Here is a 20,067-nt window from a genome sequence, read left to right on the forward strand (position 1 = left end):
CACTATTATAAGATATGCGAAATCGCTTGGCAACATATTCAGAATGCAGACACCTTCTCGTGTTAATCGCGTCGTTGTCGGATGCAGCGCCATACAGAATCCCGCATTCATCTCGAATCGCGGCACCTTATGAAGGAAGATTGCCAGTTCACGGCTATAAAAAAATCGCCCTGATCAAATCAGGACGACCCTACTGGAACCTTTACCGCATCCGACCGCTTCATCACTTCCTCATCATGCAAGTGGCAGGCGACGAAATGACCCTCTTCCTTTTCAAGCCATTTCGGCTTCAGCTCACTGCAGACCGGCATCGCATATGGACAGCGTGTCCGAAAAACACATCCGGACGGCGGATTGATTGGGCTCGGCAGCTCACCTTGCAAAAGAATCCTTTCCCGCGATTCCTCAATATCCGGATCCGGAATCGGAATTGCCGACAACAGTGCTTCCGTATAAGGATGCAACGGCTTATCATACAGCTGCGCGCTCGTCGTAAGCTCCACCATATGCCCCAAATACATGACGCCAATCCGACTGGAAATGTATTTGACCATCGACAGATCATGGGCGATGAACAAATACGTCAAACCCTTCTCCCGTTGGAGACGCTGAAGCAGCTTGACGACTTGCGCCTGCACGGACACGTCGAGCGCGGATATCGGTTCATCCGCGATGATGAATTCCGGATCGAGTGCTAACGATCGGGCGATGCCGATACGTTGCCGTTGACCGCCGGAAAATTCATGCGGATAACGGTTGGCGTGATCACGGTTCAGACCGACGTCTTCAAGCAATTCATTGACACGTGCACGCATTTCCGCCTGCGTCTTATACATGCCGTGGATCTGCATCGGCTCGGCGACGATCTCGTATACAGTCGAACGGGGATTCAACGAAGCATACGGATCCTGGAAGATCATCTGCATCTTCTTCAGGAAACGCTGCCGTTCGTTGTCGGTCATCGTATGGACGCTGCGACCTTCGTACAGCACCTCGCCGTCCGTTTTATTGTATAGGCCCAGAATCGTCCGTCCTGCAGTCGATTTTCCGCAGCCCGATTCACCGACAAGCCCGAACGTCTCTCCTCTTAAGATGTCGAAGCTGATGCCATCGACCGCCTTCAGCTTCATCCCTTTGCCTACGTCAAAATGGCGTTTCAAATCCTTTACGGATAAAATCACATCTCCTGCCATTCAATCTCCCCCTTCATCGTCGCCGTACCGGCGGACTGCGCACAATTCCCGTTCCAGCTTCGAACCCTCAAGCTTCAATAGCTCGATCGATTGCCCGGTCGATGGTGAATGCAGAAGCAACCTATTTCCATAATAAAACCCGACGTGCCGGACATTGCCTTTCCCTTCATCATTCGCGAAAAATAACAGATCCCCTTTTTCCCATCGTTCCGGCTTATCCACCGGCACTTCCACGCCGCTCTTCGCCTGATCGCCTGCATCCCGTGGAATGAAATGCCCGCAAGCCTTCAGCATATTGTATGTGAATCCCGAGCAATCAAAACCGTACGAGGACATACCGCCCCAGAAATACGGGAGATCCAAATAGGCGAGCCCCTCTTCGACAGCGGCGGACGCATTCCGCTTTTTAAATTGATGAACAGATGGCGCCCGCACAATATCCGTTTTCAACACCAATGCCTCTCCGTCCGGCGTCTCCACTTGGAAATGGTCTTCACTTTCATCAGTCAACGGCATAATCGTATTAAACGGTACAATGATGAGCGGCATCCCATCCGTATTCCATAATTGCGATTTCCCGACTGCCACTCTCACGAATCCACCGGCCTCCGCTAACGGAGACGCCTTTTTCAATTGGCGCAACGGCATCCATCCCGGGTAGCCCCTTTCATCCTTCTTTGACGGTTGCCATACCGCAATGACTTTCGCCCACTCACCGGCAATTTCGTCGACGATGACCGGTTCGCCGTATAATAGTTGTGTCTGTACACGGTTTCCATTGCAAAGGTCGAGCCGTTCCTCATAAGCGAGCTTCTCCAGCCATTTATTCAGGTGGAGCGGATTGGAAACACCATCGGCATCCATCTCGCGTGCGGATTCCGGAGAAGTCCACACCGTCGCGACTGGTACTGCGCACGTATACATATTCACTGTCAACTCGTTCATTGTCCTTCCACCTTCCTGATTAATCCCATCGCTTCCTGATCCAATCCAAGGCCTGGTCCTTCAGGCAGCCGGATGACCCTTCCCTCATAGACAATTCCTCCGGCGACAATATCCTCTGCCAACATAAGTGGCGCATCGAAATCGAATCTCGTAATGTTCGGCTGGCTTGCCGCCAAATGGGCTGCAGCCGTAATTCCAAGCTTCGTCTCGATCATGCTGCCGACCATACATTCAACACCATACATTTCAGCCAATGCATTGATCTTCAATGCCTCATGGATGCCGCCTGATTTCATAAGCTTAATATTAATCAAATCCGCCGCCCGCAATTGCAAAGCTCGGAGCGCATCCTTCGCGGAAAACACACTTTCATCCGCCATGATTGGCGTAAGCGTATGATTCGTCACATACGCAAGACCGTCGACATCATCCGCCGCCACCGGCTGTTCAATCAATTCGATATCGAGCCCTGCATCCTCCATCTTGCCAATTGCGAAAACCGCTTCTTTCGGTTTCCATCCTTGGTTCGCGTCCAGCCGGATTTTCGGCGTCGAACCGACCCTTTCCCGGATCGCCTGGATACGTGCGATATCCTCGCCAATATCCCCGATGCCGACTTTCACTTTCAACACGTTGAAGCCGTCAGCAATATAACGCTCTGCGTCATCCGCCATTTCAACTGCATCATTGACACTCACCGTGAAGTCGGTTTCGATTTTCTCGCGGAATCCACCAAGCAATTGATACAGCGGCAATCCCGCCAACTGGCCAAGCAGATCATGGATAGCCATGTCTACTGCAGCCTTGGCGCTTGTATTGCGGACGATTGACCGTTTCAGCAGATGGAAGACTTCCTCGCGATTCCGGACATCCAGCCCTACCAAAAGTGGCGCAATCACCTCTTCAATCGCGTATGTAATGCTGCCGAGCGAATCGCCTGTGATGACGTGAGTCGGAGGCGATTCCCCCCAACCTGCACGCCCGTCGTCAGTCGTCACTTTCACATAGATAGCATAGGCCGTCGTCACTGTCCGCAACGCCGTTTTAAACGGTTTCGTCAACGGAACAGCGACTGGAATTGTTTCGATTGCTTGAATCCGCATTCATTCCACCCCCGGCAATATCGTCAATGTCTTATGATCTGCGTCCAGCTTTGCATCGACCCCTAGCGGAATCGCGAAATGCGGCTCGCAGTGGCCTATCTTGAAGCCCTCCACAACCGGCTTCCCCAAGCCACCCAAATAATGATGGAACACGTCATCCAACGACAAGGTCCTCTGTTGTTTCTTCGGCTCAACTTCCGAGAAATCCCCGATGACGATGCCCGCTGCATCTGCAAGTTTCCCAGCCATTCGCAGCTGGTTCAGCATCCCATCGACCCGGTACGGCTCCTCGCCAACATCTTCGATAAAGAGCAGCTTATCCTTCGTATCAATCTCAAATTTCGTCCCGATCGTGTCCGCAAGCAGCGACAAGTTGCCGCCGACAATCTCACCTTGCGCACTGCCCCCGGCAAGGGATGTCAACGGGGAAATGTCGTCTGTATAGTGAAGCTCCATCGGTTCGAATAGTTGCTGGAACATTTTTGCAGACAGCTCATGGAATGTATCTTTGCCGACGCATGAAGCGAGCATCGGACCATGGAAGGTAACGAGATTCGAGTAAAGACCCATGGCGGTATGGAGGAATGTGATGTCGCTGAATCCCCAAAACACTTTCGGATTTTCCCGGATCAGCTGCAAATCCAACCGATCCGTGTAGCGTGCGGAGCCGTAACCTCCTCCCGCACAAATAATGCCACTGATGGACGGATCCTCGAACATATCTTCCAAGTCCTGCAGCCGTTCATCATCCGTCCCTGCTAAATAGCCATTGACGCTTTTCACATGTTGCCCGAATTTCCATTTCAAGCCGAGCTGTTCCAGAAAAGCGAGGGAACGCTCCAGGTTTTCTTGATTCGGCGGGCTCGACGGCGCGACGATTCCGATCGTATCCCCCTTTTGAAGCCTTTTCGGTCGTATTCTCAATCTCCTACACCTCTTTCAATCAAAAATCATAATTAGCACGCATAATTTCATCCAAAAACGCATAAGTAGCTGGAATCACGCATAACGACGTTCAAACACGCATAAATTTCGTTTTTCGTGCATAAATCCTTGAATTGGTTCATAAATCGCCGGATTCGCGCATAAATCCTTCGAAACGCGCATAATGCCCGCAACTAGTTCATGAATTGTCGAAAGGCATTTTGCGCGACTAGCAGTTTAAATTAATTTAGACTTCCCGCGTACATCAAATTGGAAAGTCGCGGCGCCATGACGGACACCGCGACTTGTGCATTAGTTCTTATCTGCGTATTTCAAGTCGACATAGCCGACAGGGTGGCGCAGGATACCGGATACGCCCGGTTTTTCAAGTGATGTCGAGTTGTAGAAGTATAATGGGAATACAGGCATTTCATCCATTAGAAGCGTATCTGCCTGCATCAGCAATTCCCAACGTTTGTTTTCGTCCGTTTCATTTTTAATGTCTGCAATGAGCTTATCGTATTCCGCGTTCGACCATGTCGTACGGTTCATGGAAGAGTCAGTGATAAAGCTTTCAAGCGCGTTCACAGGATCCGCATAGTCATGCAGGAATGAGGAACGGGACATTTGGTATTTGAACTCTTTTTGCTCGGAAAGGAATACTCCGCTTTCCACGTTTTGCAGCTCGGCGTCAACCCCTAGTACTTCCTTGAACTTGGATTGAAGAGCAATTGCGATGTTCTGATGCGATTCGCTTGTTGAATAGGAAAGTGTCACTTTCGGAAGTTCCGTATAGCCTTCCTCTTTCATTCCTTCTTCCAAAAGCTGTTTCGCTGTTTCCGGATTGTAGGAAACGAGGTCGCCTACCGTTTCACGGAATTCTTTCCCGTCTGGTCCGATAAATCCATATGTGACGAAGCCATGAGCCGGCTTCTCCCCATTCTTCGTTACAAAATTGACGATTTCCTCTTGATCAACCGCAAATGCGAATGCTTGACGGATCTTTTTGTTCGTGAATGGTTCCATCGATGTGTTGAAGCGATAGAAATACAAGCCCGCTTGGTCATCGATGCGAAGCTCTTCGCTATCCTTCAATTGATCTGCAATTTCCGACGGTACACCTGTCACATCCAACTCATTTGCTTGGTACATTTGATAGGCAGTTGTATCGTCGTTTACCATCGCCCAGTGGACTTTATCCAACTTGACTGCACCCGCATCCCAATAATGTTCGTTCTTTTCAAACTCGAAGCTGACATCATGGCTCCATGCAGCCAATTTAAACGGCCCATTCCCTACGAATGTTGCGGCTTCTGTATGCCACTTCGGATCTGCGGATGCCACTTTTTCGTTGATCGGGAAGAAGCTTGGATTTGTGATGATATTCAAGAATGCTTCGTTCGGTGACGTCAATTTGACGACGAACGTCTTTTCATCTTGCGCTTCGATCGCGATGTCATCAGCGGAGCCTTCGCCGGTGTTGTATTCTTCCGCTCCTTCGATGAAGTAGGCAAGGAATGCTGCAGGTGACGCTGTTTCCGGGTTCAACATATGCTTCCAGGCGAATACGAAATCGCCGGCTACGACCGGATCACCGTTCGACCATTTCGCGTTATCGCGGATTGTGAATGTATATGTTAATCCGTCATCGGAGATATCGATTTTTTCAGCTGTCGCCTCGACCGCTTTGTGATCTTCATCCATGCGCGTTAGACCTTCCATAATATTGTTAAGCGCGCTCCAGGATACTGCGTTGAAGCCGATGGAAGGATCGAACGATGTCGGCTCTTCCCCATTGTTCATTAAGAGTATTTTCTCTCCGGAAGTCGCTTCCTCTGTCTTGCCTTCTTCTTTTCCTTCATCCGTCGACGTCGTATCCGCCGGTTCTTCCGGCTCCTTGCCTGCATCCTTGTTTGCAGTACATGCCGCAAGAACGAGCGCAAGCATAGCCACCATCAAAAATGTCAACCATTTCTTCATTTCAATAACCCCCTTTGTTTATATATGACTTGCTAAGCACTTTCGTGCGAAAAACCTAGTTGTGACCAAAAACTTTCTTTGCCCGTTCATCCTGCAGCCAGCAATCCACAGCGTGGGTAGCGGATAAGCCGGTCGTAGCTGGATAGATGCGGTCACAAACCTCCATGGCGAATGGGCATCTTGCCGTGAATGGACATCCTATCGGCGGTGCGAATAAATCCGGCGGCGTCCCTTCAATCGGCTGAAGCTCTTCTTCCTTCAGATCGAGCCGCGGAACCGATGCAAGCAATCCTTTTGTGTACGGGTGCTGCGGTGAATAGAACACCTCGCGCTTCTCACCGATTTCAATGACTTTTCCTGCGTACATGACCGCGATCCGATCTGCAATCTTCGCAACGACCCCCAAATCATGCGTGATAAGAATGATCGAAACGCCCGTCCGCTCCTGAATTTCTTCGAACAGCTCGAGAATCTGTGCCTGGATTGTGACATCCAGCGCAGTCGTCGGCTCGTCTGCGATGAGCAGTTCAGGCTCGCAGATCAAAGCGATTGCAATAACAATCCGTTGCCGCATTCCTCCTGAAAATTGATGAGGATACTGCTTCATCCTTTCTTCAGGATTCGGAATGCCGACCACTTCCAGCAATTTAATCGCTTTTTGGCGGGCTTCGGTTTTACTCACTTTTTGGTGTGTGCGCAGCCCCTCCGTCAACTGCTCGCCGATTTTGAGCGTCGGATTCAAGGCGGTCATCGGATCTTGGAAGATCATCGAGATGTCCACCCCTTGCACTTTCCTCATTTCGGATTTATCGAGCTTCGTCAAATCCTTTCCTTTAAAGAGGACATTTCCATTTTTAATACGGCCAGCCGGTTTTGGTATCAGCCCCATGATTGTATTCGCAGTGACACTTTTCCCACAGCCCGATTCTCCAACGATGGCAAGTGTCTCTCCTTTGTATAGATCGAATGAAACGCCGCGAAGAGCTTGTACTTCCCCTCCGAATGTCTTAAATGATACATGCAGGTCCCGGACGGAAAGCATGACATCCGTAAACGTTTTATTGCGCTTGCGCAATCGGGCCGGTTCCTGCGCGACTGCTGTGCCGCCTTGGTTTTCATCAATCGGTGCAAATTTTCTACTTTCCAATCCACTCACCCCCTCAGTTTCGGATCAAGCGCGTCTTGCATACCGTCTCCGAGGACGTTAAATGCAAACATTGTCATTGAAATGAAGAACGCAGGGAAGAATAACCTCCACCAATGTCCTGACAAGATAACAGGCAATGCGTCATTCGCCATGACCCCCCAGCTTGCAACTGGTGCTTGGATCCCAAGTCCGATGAAGCTTAGGAAGGCTTCCGCAAAGATGGCACTCGGCACGGTCAATGTCATTTGGACGATAATCGGTCCCATTGTATTCGGCAGCAAGTTCTTCCGAATGATCCTAGGTGTCTTTGCTCCGAATGATTTCGAGGCAGTCACAAATTCATAATTCTTAATCTGAAGCACTTGTCCCCTCACAATCCGGGCCATTCCGACCCAGCCGGTGATCGTTAGCGCGACAATGATCGTCGTTAAACTCGGCCCCATGATGACCATCAACAGAATGACGACAAGCAGATGAGGAAGCCCGTAAAGAATTTCAATGATTCGCATCATGATGGTGTCTGTCCTGCCGCCTTTATAGCCGCTGATTCCGCCGTAGATAATGCCGATGAAAAAGTCGATCAACGCAGCGGCAACACCGACGAACAATGACACACGAGCACCATGCCAAGTTCTTGTAAAGACGTCCCATCCCTTATCATCTGTGCCAAACCAATGTGTCGAAGATGGCGGCAAGTTCTGGTTTGCATATTGAGTCGTTTCTATATTATGCGGCGATAATATCGGAGCGAAAATCGCAAACAGCGTCAGGATGATTAAAAATACCAAACCGCCCATCGCCATTTTATTCTTCCGTAATCTACGCCAGGCGTCTTTCCAATAGGATAGCGACGGACGCACGACCGACTCCGCTTTCTCCGCGTCCTTCCCTTTCTGCTGGAACCATTCATCCGGGATTTGTACGTTTTGCTGATGACTCACCATCACGCATCACCTTCCTTTCGGTGAAGTTTAATGCGCGGATCAAGGAATCCATAGACGATATCTACTAAAAACAACATGAATACGAGGAACGCGCTATAGAATACGGTCGAACCCATGATGACCGGGTAATCCCGGTTATTGATGCTCTCGACGAAATATTTCCCCATGCCCGGTATCGCAAAAATCTTTTCAATGACGAATGTTCCCGTCAAAATTCCTGCAAGCATCGTCCCCATAATAGTGACGACCGGCATTAATGCATTGCGCAGTGCATGCCGAAGCACAATACGCATCGGCGATAACCCTTTCGCTCTCGCCATTTTCATATAATCCTGCGTCAGTACCTCAAGCATGCTCGATCGTGTCAGACGTGCGATGATTGCTGTTGGACCTGTCGCAAGCGCCAATGTCGGCAAAATCATATGTAGAGGGCTGCTCCATGTTGCCGGCGGGAGAAGGTTCCAGTTGACCGCTAATTGTTGGATCAGCACCGTTGCCAATACGAAGTTCGGGACCGATATCCCTACGACCGCAAACGCCATCGCCGCATAATCGATAATGCCGTTATGTCGCAAGGCGGCAAATGTCCCTAATGTAATTCCCGATATGACAGCGACGAGAATCGTTACCATTCCTAACTCGAGTGATATCGGAAAGCCTCTGGCAAGCAATTTATTCACTGAGTCATTCGGCTTTTTAATGGAAGGTCCGAAGTCGAATGTCGCAATTGATTTCAAATAATGAATGTATTGCACATGTGTTGGTTGGTCCAGTTTATAGAACTTCTCCAGGTTCGCCTGGATCGTCGGGTTCGATGTCCGTTCTTCATCGAACGGCGATCCAGGTATTGAATGCATTAAGAAAAATGTTAGTGTCGCGATGATGAGGATTGTCGCAATCATCATGAAGAATCTTTTTACTATGTAAATTGCCATGCGCCATCCCCCCTTAGCAGAACTTTGTTTGCATTGCCAATTCAACCATGACGAGCATCGCCCGGTACGCTTCCAGAATGTCCTTCGCTTCAAATTTCACGATGGTTGTTCCCGGCTCAATTTCACATCCTGGCATAAGCGCGGCCCACTCGGCCTGACCATAATTCGTGAATTCAATGCGCAAAACTGGATTCTCAGGTGGTACTAACGGTTGGATTGTTGATCGTTTAGCAATTGCTTCTGCAGTCTTCTCTTCGATTAATGCGTGTGCCTTCGTCGGATGCAGTGTCTTCACCGCAGAACGGGATATAGATTGCTTAACTGCAGCAGTCACAACTCCGGGAATCAAGGCTTCCGCTTCTTGACATGCACGATCATCCCCAGCGACCATGATGACAGGCACTCCGTAATAGCCCGCGACATAGGCGTTCAATCCAAGTTCGCCAATCGCCACGTCATTGATATGCATATTCCTGACGCCGAATGTCATCGAATGGCTCATAACACCTGGTTGACCGGCCCTTGCATGGTATCCGGCAAATATCGCCCCATCGAATGATTCATTCACTGCCTGCACCATTGAAAACGCTTTCAAATCTCCTGTTATCAAATCCGCATCTGGATGCAACTCCTCAACAAGAAGATTGTTCATTTTAGAATGGCTGTCATTGACAAGCACTTGCTCGGCTCCTTCTCGGATTGCCGCGCGGATGATGGCGTTCGCCTCCTCTGTCATAATACGTCGGGCACGTTCATAATTATGCCTAGCCGAGTCGACAAACGTATAATCGGGAAGTCCCGTAATCCCTTCCATATCGACGGATACATAAATTTTCAAATCGATTCCCCCATTTCTTCTATCTCTCTAAAAACTTTAACTGACTAATTGGTAATTTCAATACTATCAAACTTCTACACTTAATTCAACGAGATTTCAGAAAATAAAGAAACAGAATAATAGAGTTAGAACACGAAAACCGCCGCTTAAGTAAATGGCTGATTCTAATGTACATATGCGAAGATGGGAACAATCGGGGTCTTTTGGCAAGTGAGAAATTGGAGTGAGAAAGAAATTGCAAAAGGCAAGCTTTCAAAAAAGGGATTATTTTATCGTCAATGAAAAAGAAACGGGCCTCGAATCGATGACCGGTAATTTATAGAAGTTCACGATTAAACAACTGTGGGTTGCCGGGTAAAAATGTAAAAAGTGAAATTGGCATGTCCAATTCCACTTTTTATTTGGTGTTAGTTGTCCAAGCCACGTAATATTGACTTATGGATCCAGTTGATGACATCCTACATTACAACCATTTCCTGGAGGCGGCCCCGCGGGTCCTCGGTTATCGGTTGACTCATTATGCGGCCCTTGGGCATTTGCAATCGGTGCAAATACAAGCAAGCATAACAGCATTCCCGAGAATAGGATATTTCTCTTTTTCTTCATATTCTAGTTTCACCTCCTTTTTCTTTATCATCTACAATATTCTACTTATTCCAACAAATACCTTCATACTTACGTATCATTTAAATAAACGAGCCAATAGTCCTAGCCAGGAGTTCCTGCATATGTTAAATTGACTTAATCGAGTAGGAGGCTAACCATTAATTGATTAGCCAACCTCTCAGTCGTGTAGCCAATGGGAATTTCACCCAAAGGCTCTCACAGAACCGTACGTCAGACTGTCTAACAAATGGTTCTGGGTACTGTTATAAAATTGTTTTTATGCAATTTTACTTAAATAAACGTGATGAATAGTAAATTTTGAAAGGGATCGTTCTCTGAAGAGGCGTATGAGATCCTGAACTCCATTTATTTTAATCATTCTTTTTAAATTATAGGCAAGACAAATCAGGGTGGTCTCAGTACCTACTGATGCCAACCCTCGTGTTAAAAAGTATGTGTAACCCCAGTGACGTTTCATCGTCCCGAAAGGGTGCTCCACGATTGCCGCTCTTTGTTTATAGATATGACTTTGATTAAGTGTATTTTCGGCAATCCGTTCGATTACTTCTTCGTCATTGAGCCTAGTTACCGACCTCCCTCCTTTGGCAGTCGTACAGAACTCTTTTTTTCCACAAATATCGAAAGTTTCACAGGTGTAACGTCTATACTCTTTCCCATCTTGTTTTCCATTCCACTTGAAAGGTAATTCATAACCCAGCGGGCAAATATATCTATCGTTTAGGGCGTTATATTCAAAGCGCTCTTTATCAAATCCACTTTCCACTTTGTTTTTCTTTCCTTTTTGCGGCTTAATTAGAAGTTCGGTGCTATCGTTAACTACTTCAATCATTTGAAGGTAATTATAATAGCCTGTATCGGCTAGAAATGTGGTTTTCTGATCATGAAAAACTTGCTTTGCTTTTCTCACCATATTTGACAGTTGTCCTTGATCGTTCACGTCGCTGACAGTATCACAGTCCACAATTAGTTTATATTTGCTGTCCACCGCGGTTTGGACATTGAAACAGACTTCATGCTTTCCGTTGTTTTTCATCGATTCAGCATCCGGATCGGTCACGCACAGCTGATTTTTACCTGTTTCCTTGAGTTCTTGTTTAATTATTTGCAGTTCATGCATTCTTTCTTGATAGACGTCTAATGTTTCTATGATTTCCCGCTTTTTTTGATGATTATCTTCCCTAAAAAAATCATGCAAATATGCCTCGATTTTTTCATCGATATACCCCAGCTTTTTACTTAAAATATTGCCATTAAAATGCTGTTTTTCAGAACAGTTCGCTTTTAATTTTGTCCCGTCAATCGCGACAATTTGACCGTCGATTAACCCAAACCCTTTTAACATTAGGGTAAACTCTTTAAACAGTTTCTTTACGGCCTTTTGGTTGTTTTTCATGAAGGCTGATATAGTACCGTGGTCTGGTTGAAGCCTACAAATTAGCCACATTAGTTCAATGTTTCTTTTTGTCTCAGTTTCTATCTTGCGAGAGGAGCGGATGCCATTCTTATAACAGTAAAGATAGAGCTTCAGAAGATCGCTGCGTCGATAAGGTTTTTGTCCAGCTTTGGTGCCTAAATAGACTTGAAAGCCCACTTCTTCTAGGTTCAAACTATCCACATAAGCATCGATAACTCGGACCGGGTTTTCTTCATCTACAAAGTCATCCAACGTATTTGGTAGTAATGTAATTTGATATCTATCTTCACCTTCGATATAAGACATATACGCTCATCTCCTTTTAATATAGAGATTCGACAAAGGTCGTTCATTTCCATGCCAAAAATTAAAAAATTGTTAGACAGTCTGACGTACGGTTCCGTATACGGCGGTTCAATCTCTTAAGTATCGCGACTCATAAAGTTGGGACATATCCTTTAGTCCCCACTTTGTGAGTCTTTCTTTTGTTATGGCTTGATGGAGTATTTCACTGCACGATAAACGCCAATATCCCTTTCGGGAATTAGCTAATTTCATGGCATCATCATGGTCTATTCCAAATTTACGAAGCATTTGATATCGAGTCCTTGGCTTCTTCCATCTCTTCAATATCATTTGTCTTAATCGATAATTTAACCATTGTTGGGTTTGACTGATGAATGTCTTCATACGTCCAATTCCATAGTAGTTAATCCAACCTGTTATTGTTTGATTAATCTTTGTGATAATATCAATGAAAGTTCCGGGGTGTTTTCGACTCGTTAAATTTCTAATTTTGTCTTTGAATCGTTGTTTAGCCGACCCGCTGGGTCGGCAGACTACTTTCCCATGAGGTTCTGAATGTTAAAGCCAAGGAACGTGGCGGATGTAGCCCCGCAAATTCGGCTTTTCTCTTGGTTAATCGTAAGCTGAAGCTCCCCTTCTATGAACGAAGTAACACTTTCCATCACTCTCTCCAGCCCGTTTGCTTTTCACATAAATGACGAAGTCATCTGCGTAACGGATGTAGCGGTGTCCTCTCTTTTCCAGTTCTCTATCTAGCATATTTAAATAAACGTTTGCTAGAATCGGAGATAGAGGCCCACCTTGTGGTGCACCTTTGGTCGTCTCAATGTAGATGTCCTTATCAAGGATGCCCGAGCGAAGAAATTTCCAAATCAGTTTGAGCACTATCTTATCTGAAATGAAGTATTCCAGATATGCCCTCATCCTTTGATGGTGAATGGTATCGAAGTAACTTTTCAGGTCGCAATCTACTACGACTCGGTAGCCTTCTTGATAATACTCTTCGGCTCGTTTAATGGCCTGGTGGGCACTTCTGCCTTTTCGAAAACCATAGCTATGGTCCGAGAAATGGGGGTCAATAATCGGCTCGATGACTTGAAGTATCGCCTGTTGGACAACCCTGTCCAGGACACACGGTATACCGAGATATCTTTTTGATCCATCGGGTTTTGGGATGGCAACCTTTTTTTCAGGTTAGGGTTCATATGTCCCGTCCCTCAATTTGAGCTTTAGGTGTTGGTAGTATTTCTCCATATGACCTTTCAATTGGTAGACTGTAATTCCATCTACACCCGGAGCACCTTTGTTTTTCCGTACTTTCTTGTATGCTCCCCAAAGATTATCATCTGTAATAATTTGGTCGATTAAGCTGATACCATCTTGTTCTCTCATATCCATGTGACATCCCTACGCACTCCTATGTACCCTTCAGTTTCATACTTATCTCTCCATAGGTAGCCATCTATTCGGTCTTTACCACGATGTTTTCTGCGTTTAGGCGGCGATGTCTACACCTCCCTGTTTTCCAAGATTTAAGATTGTTCGGTCCTTCATTTCCGTAAGGAAATTACTATGACGTCTGCTGACTTCTCACGATTCATCGAATTATCACTAAACCGATTGTTAATTGAATAACCCTCGTGAGACCTCCCCGGGTAAGGGCTATAACCTTCCTCCCATGTAACTGCTGTATTTACTGTATGGAACTCGGGCAGTATAGGACTTCGTTTTGTAATGCAAACTCGTCCATTCCAATTCAGCCTTATATACAGTTTCTGTCCGTCAGTTGGGGATTTTGCCTTCGGCTTCCTTCAGATTCCACCTCACGGTGGACACCCTTGCCTTCAGCTAACAGTTCCTACTGCCAAGCCTGTAGTGGACTTTCACCACCAAGTTATAGCCCATGCCGGGCACACATCAAGAAAACCGCCACCCAGTTTCCCGGATGGCGGTTTATCGATTACTGAGGTTGCTCAATAATCAACTATTATTCAGTTACGCCCCACTTCCACAGACGAAGGTCTGTGCCTGTTTCGATAGAGTAGTTTGTAACACGCTTGTTAACACCCATTAGGTAGTAACGGAATACTGTTGGTGCAACTGGAACTTCATCAACCATGAGCTGTTGCCATTCGCTGAACTTTCCAGCACGGTATTCAGAATCCAAGGACTGCTCGCCTGAGATAGCATCAAGAAGCTCAGTGTTCTTATCGCTTGTAAAACGAGTATAGTTGAACGCAGCATCTTTACCATATAGACCAGATGGGTTCGGGTCAGAACCAACACTCCAAGCACCTTGGTAGATATCGATATCCGGATCGTCAGCCTCTACTCTATCATAGAACGAGTTGAACTCATGCAGACGCCCTTCAAGAAGTTGTACTTTAATACCTACGTCAGCCCAGTTTTGCATGTAGAACTGTGCAATCGGCTCAGCAGTTTCTCCACCTGACATGGAAGCGAAGTTAAGAACGAATTGCTCACCTTTGTCGTTTTCACGGAAACCATCTCCGTCAACGTCAACATATCCAGCTTCGTCAAGAAGTGCTTTCGCCTTCTCAGGGTCATAAGATGGTGTTTCAATGCTTGAATCATGGAAAGTAGAGAATACAGGTACAATTAGAGTTGTCGCTGGGAAACGAAGACCGTGATAAAGTTCTTTACCGATTGTTTCGTTGTCCATTGCGTACCACATAGCTTGACGAACAAGTTTGTTACCCATTTTTGCGTTGGGATCAGTTACGTTTGTTTTGTTATCTGCATCCCATTTACCAAGTTTGAACCCAATGTACGTATAGGCAATATCAACTTCCGCTAGCAATTCGATATTATCGACTTCTTTAGCGTTCAAGTACTGGTCAACTGGAACCGAAGCGATATCTACATCGCCTTTCTTAAGTGCTTCAAGAATAGACGCAGAGCTTACTACTTTCAATACGATTGAATCTAGCTGAGGTTTGCCTCTCCAGTAATCATCGTTGCGCTCATAAAGAACAGATTCACCCGGTACGATTTTTGCAATTTTGTATGGTCCAAAACCGATAGGGTTTGTGCGGATTTTATCAGAAGCAGCAAGTTCTTCAATCGTAAGTTCACCTGTCATAACATCTCCGACATGGTGTCTTGGTGTTGGATAAGCCCAAATACCTGACAATAGTGACGGAGTCGCTTCAGTGTAAGTGATTGTAATTGTTTTGTCATCATCAGAAATCTTAATACCGGAAATTTCAGTTGTTTCACCGTTATGGTATGCAGGCATACCTTCAACGTTTTCGATCATGAATGTGTAACGAGTTCCCGTGTAGTCAGGGTGACCAAGTAATTGGTAAGAGTAAAGAAGGTCGCTTGCTTTAACAGGCTCGCCATCATGCCAGTTTACATTATCACCGATTTTGATTGTAATCGATTTTTTATCATCAGAAACTTCGTATGTTGCAGCGCCGTCATTAGTGATCAAGAAGTCGCCATCAGTAGTGAACAAGTTTTCATCAAAAAAGCTCAATACAGTGGAATCTGGTGTACCAGAATATAAGACTCGGCTTAGAGTACCTTCGAATGGAGTGTCGGAAACAAGTGCATAGTTCAACTCTCCACCATCGATTGGAGTTCCTGTGTTAGAAACTGTCAGTGGGAACTCTAGACCCGCGTTCGGATCATCAACTTCCTCTGGATCCTCTTCATTTTCTGTTCCTTCTGTTTTCTCTGGATCTTTAGATGGTTCTTTCTCAGTAGCACCATCTTTGTCTTTGCCTGTACATGCAGCTAAAAATACGCTGAGAACAAGCAATAGACTTGCAAGTAGCATAAATTGCTTCTTTGCCAATTGTATTACCTCCCCTTATTTTTTAGGCTAATCTTTGCCTTGCGTCTGACGCGCGTTTGACCGCTTGCCCGACATAATTTATACACAGCATCATTACTAGAATCAGTAATGCTGCAGGTAACCATACCCACCACTTATTCTTGACAATATCAGGATTCCTTGCAAACGCAACAAGCGTTCCAAGTGAAGGAGTTCCAGCAGGCAAACCGAAGCCTAGGAAAGTAAGACCCGTTTCTATCCCGATATTTGATGCAAGCGTAAGTGTCATATTTACAATGACGAGTGAACTCAAGTTAGGAAACATTTCAAAGAACATGATTTTCCAACTTGGGGTTCCTAACGTCTTGGAGGCATTGATATAGTCAAGCTCCCTTTCCTGCAATGCTCTAGATCGGATAAGCCTCGCTTTTCCGAGCCATAAGAAAACACTCATAATAAGAATGAATGTGAAGACATTATAGTTTGGAATAATTGTTACGAACACGATGATGAACATCGTAGTTGGCAATACCATCATGAATTCAAGAAAACGCATCATGATATTATCGACGCCGCCACCGTAAAAGCCCGAGATCAATCCGTATGAAAGCCCTATCATTCCTGCAATCACCGTAATAGCGATGCCGATTGTAAATGAGTTGCGCGCACCTATCATCAGTTGTCCGAATACATCACGACCACCGTCATCAGTTCCAAGCCAGTTCGCTGCGGAAGGTGGCTTCCAAGTATTCAGGAAGTTCACACGCGTCAATGCAGCTTGGTCAATAAAAAGTGGTGATAGGTATGCAGTTGACAAAAGGATTATAAGCAAAATTAATGAACCGAGAGCCATCTTATCATGTAAAATTTCTCTCCAAATCGTTTTCATAAACGATGGATTATTCAGCTTCTCTCTAGCAATCAGTTCTTTTTCGTTTAATGTGACTGTATCTTTCATCGGTGTTCCCCTCCTCTTCTTCCTTTTCCATTATTCAATTCGGATACGCGGATCGACTAGGCTCAAGATGATATCCGACAGCATAGTACCGACGACTACAGCAGTCCCCGATATCAAGACAAGCGCTGTCACAACGGTAAAGTCGCGTAAGTTGATGGATTGAATGAAAAGTTGTCCAAGGCCCTGATAACTGAAAATGGTTTCGATGAAGACCGAACCACCGATCAAACCTGTAATTTCATACCCGAGGAAAGCAGCAATTGGTAAAAGTGAATTCCGCAATATATGACGTGAATACACCCTTCCTTCAGGCACTCCTTTGGCACGGGCTGTTTTTATATATTCCTTAGTCTTCTGATCGATAATATCGTTTCGTAAATACTGTATCGTTCCGACTGTACCAATTATCGCTCCGGACATGACTGGTAAGACTAAGTGCTCCGCCCTGCTCACCATATAGGCCCACGTTCCCGACTCGATTTTTATATCAACACTTCCGGTGTACGGAAACCACCCTAATACGAAAGCAAAAACGAATAACATCAATAGAGCAAAAACAAAAGTTGGTGTAGCAAATGCAACATAGTTATAAGTGACGATTAACTTATCCGCCCATGAATCTGTCCAGCGTCCCGCTATAATACCGAGAGGAATGGCAATTAAATAGATCATTATTGCGGTGAATAATGAAAGTAGCACCGTATTTTCAACCCGGCCCGCTATCAAAGTTGTAACAGGCTGTTGGTGGGTATACGACATTCCAAAATCACCTTGTACCGCTTTTCCAAGCCATCGTCCATATTGGACATACCATGGATCGTTCAAGCCGAATTTTTCACGTATCTTCTCTATTTGTTCAGGTGTAGCATCAGGATTCCCCATGAACGCTCCCGTTATCGCATCCCCCGGCATCGCTTTTGCGAGCATGAAGATGACGAGACTCAGGAGGATGAGCTGCGGAATCATGAGCAATGTTCTTCGTAAAATGAACTTCAACATTTACATCATCCCCCTTATTGCATAGCGACGGAATGCGTATCCGAGATTCTCTTCAAATCGAACATCCGCCCATCTTTATCGAAATAGCTATTGTATTCAGTTTGGTATTCCTGATTGATCGCCTGACGCAAATGCATTTTCTCGAAACGCTTTTCAGGGTTCATTTCCGGGATCGCCGCAATCAATCGCTTTGTATAGACGTGCTGTGGATTGTTGTAAATCTCGTCTGCAGTTCCTTCCTCTACGAAACGACCACGATACATAATGCCAATCCGATCGCACATATGCTGGATAATGCCCAAGTCATGCGAGATGAAGAGATACGTCAAGTTGAATTCCTCTTGGATTTCTTGCATGAAGTTCAATACTTGCGCTTGAACAGATACGTCCAATGCAGATACAGGCTCATCCGCAATAATCAGCTTCGGGTTCAATGCGAGCGCCCGGGCAATCCCAATCCGCTGTCTTTGCCCACCGGAGAATTGGTGAGGATATTTATAGATCGATTCAGGACTTAGCCCGACACGTGCGACTAACTCTTGCACTCTCAACAACTCTTCTTTCGCTGATAGCCTTTCAAAATTGCGAAGCGGTTCAGCAATGATGTTGAGCACATTTTTCCGCCCGTTCAGCGATGAATACGGGTCTTGGAAAATCATCTGTATGTCTTTCGTATAATTCCGTCTTTCGGATCTACTCAATTTGGCAAGGTCTTTTCCTTCGAAAAGCATTTCCCCGCTCGTAGCTTTGTTCAATCCGATGAGCGCGCGACCAGATGTCGTCTTGCCGCATCCCGACTCTCCAACCAGTCCATAAGTCTCGCCAGGCTGTAATTCGAAGCTGATGCCGTCAACCGCTCTGACATGGTCTACGACTTTACGGAAAAAACCGCCTCGTATCGGATAATGAATCTTCAAATCATTAACTGTTAGTAGCGACATATTCTCTCTCTCCTACTCTGTCCTCCGGAAAGTAGAACGTTTTATAGCATGAGCATCGGACAAAATGATTCGGTGCCGCTTCATGCATTTCCGGTGTTTCCTCATGATCCTCTTGAGGGATCCAAGCGATCCGCGGTGCGAAACGGCATCCATTGCGGTCCAGATTCTGAAGGGATGGAACGATTCCATCAATGACATGCAATTTTTCTTTTGACTCCATATTGGAAGGGATTGAATTCAATAAAGAGCGGGTATATGGATGCAAAGGGTTTTCAAACAACTCTTTAACATCCGCTATTTCAACGACTTCACCTGCATACATGACGACGACGCGGTCCGCCATTTCAGCGACAACTCCAAGGTCGTGTGTGATCAGGATGATACCTGTTTTCATCTGGTTTTGCAGTTCTTTCATCAAATCCATAATTTGCGCCTGAATTGTAACGTCCAAAGCCGTCGTAGGCTCATCCGCGAGAAGTAGAACCGGGTCGCATGCTAGCGCGATGGCGATGACGACACGTTGCCTCATCCCGCCCGATAGTTCATGCGGATATTGCTCATAGACGCGTTGTTCGTTTTTAATGCCTACCCGTCTCAATAGTTCCAAGGTACGCTTTTTCTTTTCACTTGCGGATAGCTTCATATGGTAATCCATTGGCTCCTCAATCTGCCGTCCGATTGTCGCGAGTGGATTCAAAGCGGTCATCGGATCTTGGAAGATCATCCCGATGTCTTTCCCTCTTACTTTATCGAGACGCGAACGTGTTAGCGTCAGCAAATTTTGCCCACCAAAATTCACTTGTCCATCAAGCTTCGTGTTCTTCTGTTCATGCAGGCCCATGACGGATAGGGCCAATGCGCTTTTACCACAGCCTGATTCGCCGACGATTGCAACGACTTCATTTTCGTGGACAGTAATGGAAACTCCATCTACCGCAGCATAATAGTCGCCCTTAATGTTGAATGACGTCCGTAGATCTTTTATTTCCAAAACTGGGTTTTTCAACAGAA

19 protein-coding genes are annotated in these 20,067 nt (G+C 46.1%); all 19 read right to left on the reverse strand.

Annotation, left to right across the window (positions count from 1 at the left end; all coding sequences use genetic code 11):
• Positions 1–179: 179 nt before the first annotated feature.
• Positions 180–1,193 carry an ABC transporter ATP-binding protein gene (locus AWV70_RS01305; RefSeq protein ID WP_060203573.1) on the reverse strand — a complete coding sequence of 338 codons (1,014 nt, stop codon included), beginning with the start codon at positions 1,191–1,193 and terminating at the stop codon, positions 180–182.
• Positions 1,194–2,138 (reverse strand): C40 family peptidase, encoded by a 945-nt coding sequence (locus AWV70_RS01310; RefSeq protein WP_060203576.1) that lies wholly within the window; start codon positions 2,136–2,138, stop codon positions 1,194–1,196.
• On the reverse strand, positions 2,135–3,241 hold the full coding sequence (locus tag AWV70_RS01315) for a mandelate racemase/muconate lactonizing enzyme family protein (RefSeq protein ID WP_060203578.1): 1,107 nt from the start codon (positions 3,239–3,241) through the stop codon (positions 2,135–2,137). The genes AWV70_RS01310 and AWV70_RS01315 overlap by 4 nt, the downstream gene beginning before the upstream one ends.
• Positions 3,242–4,165, reverse strand: coding sequence for a S66 peptidase family protein (locus AWV70_RS01320; RefSeq protein ID WP_060203580.1), 924 nt, complete (start codon positions 4,163–4,165; stop codon positions 3,242–3,244).
• A 312-nt stretch (positions 4,166–4,477) separates the two neighbouring features.
• Entirely contained in the window at positions 4,478–6,145 is a 1,668-nt protein-coding gene (locus tag AWV70_RS01325; protein WP_060203582.1) for a peptide ABC transporter substrate-binding protein, read from the reverse strand.
• Between the two features lie 55 nt (positions 6,146–6,200).
• Entirely contained in the window at positions 6,201–7,187 is a 987-nt protein-coding gene (locus tag AWV70_RS01330; protein WP_060203790.1) for an ABC transporter ATP-binding protein, read from the reverse strand.
• A 110-nt stretch (positions 7,188–7,297) separates the two neighbouring features.
• Positions 7,298–8,236 (reverse strand): ABC transporter permease, encoded by a 939-nt coding sequence (locus tag AWV70_RS01335; protein WP_060203585.1) that lies wholly within the window; start codon positions 8,234–8,236, stop codon positions 7,298–7,300.
• Positions 8,236–9,171 (reverse strand): ABC transporter permease, encoded by a 936-nt coding sequence (locus AWV70_RS01340; RefSeq protein WP_060203587.1) that lies wholly within the window; start codon positions 9,169–9,171, stop codon positions 8,236–8,238. Before AWV70_RS01340 ends, AWV70_RS01335 begins: the two co-directional genes overlap by 1 nt.
• A gap of 13 nt (positions 9,172–9,184) precedes the next feature.
• On the reverse strand, positions 9,185–10,009 hold the full coding sequence (locus AWV70_RS01345; protein ID WP_060203590.1) for a M55 family metallopeptidase: 825 nt from the start codon (positions 10,007–10,009) through the stop codon (positions 9,185–9,187).
• A gap of 435 nt (positions 10,010–10,444) precedes the next feature.
• Positions 10,445–10,615 (reverse strand): hypothetical protein, encoded by a 171-nt coding sequence (locus AWV70_RS23690; RefSeq protein WP_160327614.1) that lies wholly within the window; start codon positions 10,613–10,615, stop codon positions 10,445–10,447.
• A gap of 277 nt (positions 10,616–10,892) precedes the next feature.
• Positions 10,893–12,356, reverse strand: a complete 1,464-nt coding sequence (locus AWV70_RS22750) for an IS1182 family transposase (RefSeq protein ID WP_082713407.1) — start codon at positions 12,354–12,356, stop codon at positions 10,893–10,895.
• Positions 12,357–12,464: 108 nt separating this feature from the next.
• Positions 12,465–12,845 carry a group II intron maturase-specific domain-containing protein gene (locus AWV70_RS24270; protein ID WP_082713408.1) on the reverse strand — a complete coding sequence of 127 codons (381 nt, stop codon included), beginning with the start codon at positions 12,843–12,845 and terminating at the stop codon, positions 12,465–12,467.
• 123 nt (positions 12,846–12,968) lie between these two features.
• Positions 12,969–13,532: a reverse transcriptase domain-containing protein gene (locus tag AWV70_RS24275; protein WP_306464351.1), complete on the reverse strand. Its 564-nt coding sequence runs from the start codon at positions 13,530–13,532 to the stop codon at positions 12,969–12,971.
• Between the two features lie 18 nt (positions 13,533–13,550).
• Positions 13,551–13,748 (reverse strand): hypothetical protein, encoded by a 198-nt coding sequence (locus AWV70_RS24280; RefSeq protein ID WP_235588507.1) that lies wholly within the window; start codon positions 13,746–13,748, stop codon positions 13,551–13,553.
• Between the two features lie 595 nt (positions 13,749–14,343).
• Positions 14,344–16,179, reverse strand: a complete 1,836-nt coding sequence (opp4A, locus tag AWV70_RS01365; protein WP_235588508.1) for an oligopeptide ABC transporter substrate-binding protein — start codon at positions 16,177–16,179, stop codon at positions 14,344–14,346.
• Positions 16,180–16,201: 22 nt separating this feature from the next.
• Positions 16,202–17,116, reverse strand: coding sequence for an ABC transporter permease (locus AWV70_RS01370; protein WP_060203594.1), 915 nt, complete (start codon positions 17,114–17,116; stop codon positions 16,202–16,204).
• 30 nt (positions 17,117–17,146) lie between these two features.
• The gene (opp4B, locus tag AWV70_RS01375; protein ID WP_060203595.1) at positions 17,147–18,115 is read right to left on the reverse strand and encodes an oligopeptide ABC transporter permease; all 969 of its coding nucleotides are present in this window, start codon (positions 18,113–18,115) and stop codon (positions 17,147–17,149) included.
• A gap of 14 nt (positions 18,116–18,129) precedes the next feature.
• Positions 18,130–19,056, reverse strand: a complete 927-nt coding sequence (locus tag AWV70_RS01380; protein WP_060203598.1) for an ABC transporter ATP-binding protein — start codon at positions 19,054–19,056, stop codon at positions 18,130–18,132.
• On the reverse strand, positions 19,037–20,065 hold the full coding sequence (locus AWV70_RS01385) for an ABC transporter ATP-binding protein (protein ID WP_060203794.1): 1,029 nt from the start codon (positions 20,063–20,065) through the stop codon (positions 19,037–19,039). The genes AWV70_RS01380 and AWV70_RS01385 overlap by 20 nt, the downstream gene beginning before the upstream one ends.
• Positions 20,066–20,067 lie beyond the last annotated feature (2 nt).

This window comes from Sporosarcina koreensis (assembly GCF_001531445.1).
GTDB lineage: Bacteria > Bacillota > Bacilli > Bacillales_A > Planococcaceae > Sporosarcina > Sporosarcina koreensis_C.

Excerpts from the sequence above, each read along its gene's own strand:
- AWV70_RS01315 (WP_060203578.1), bottom strand. The coding sequence starts at position 3,241 with ATGCGGATTCAAGCAATCGAAACAATTCCAGTCGCTGTTCCGTTGACG.
- AWV70_RS23690 (WP_160327614.1), bottom strand. The coding sequence starts at position 10,615 with ATGAAGAAAAAGAGAAATATCCTATTCTCGGGAATGCTGTTATGCTTG.
- AWV70_RS01310 (WP_060203576.1), bottom strand. The coding sequence starts at position 2,138 with ATGAACGAGTTGACAGTGAATATGTATACGTGCGCAGTACCAGTCGCG.
- AWV70_RS01330 (WP_060203790.1), bottom strand. The coding sequence starts at position 7,187 with ATGCTTTCCGTCCGGGACCTGCATGTATCATTTAAGACATTCGGAGGG.
- AWV70_RS01305 (WP_060203573.1), bottom strand. The coding sequence starts at position 1,193 with ATGGCAGGAGATGTGATTTTATCCGTAAAGGATTTGAAACGCCATTTT.
- AWV70_RS22750 (WP_082713407.1), bottom strand. The coding sequence starts at position 12,356 with ATGTCTTATATCGAAGGTGAAGATAGATATCAAATTACATTACTACCA.
- AWV70_RS01335 (WP_060203585.1), bottom strand. The coding sequence starts at position 8,236 with ATGGTGAGTCATCAGCAAAACGTACAAATCCCGGATGAATGGTTCCAG.
- AWV70_RS01380 (WP_060203598.1), bottom strand. The coding sequence starts at position 19,056 with ATGTCGCTACTAACAGTTAATGATTTGAAGATTCATTATCCGATACGA.
- AWV70_RS01325 (WP_060203582.1), bottom strand. The coding sequence starts at position 6,145 with ATGAAGAAATGGTTGACATTTTTGATGGTGGCTATGCTTGCGCTCGTT.
- AWV70_RS01340 (WP_060203587.1), bottom strand. The coding sequence starts at position 9,171 with ATGGCAATTTACATAGTAAAAAGATTCTTCATGATGATTGCGACAATC.
- AWV70_RS01370 (WP_060203594.1), bottom strand. The coding sequence starts at position 17,116 with ATGAAAGATACAGTCACATTAAACGAAAAAGAACTGATTGCTAGAGAG.
- AWV70_RS24280 (WP_235588507.1), bottom strand. The coding sequence starts at position 13,748 with ATGAGAGAACAAGATGGTATCAGCTTAATCGACCAAATTATTACAGAT.
- opp4B (WP_060203595.1), bottom strand. The coding sequence starts at position 18,115 with ATGTTGAAGTTCATTTTACGAAGAACATTGCTCATGATTCCGCAGCTC.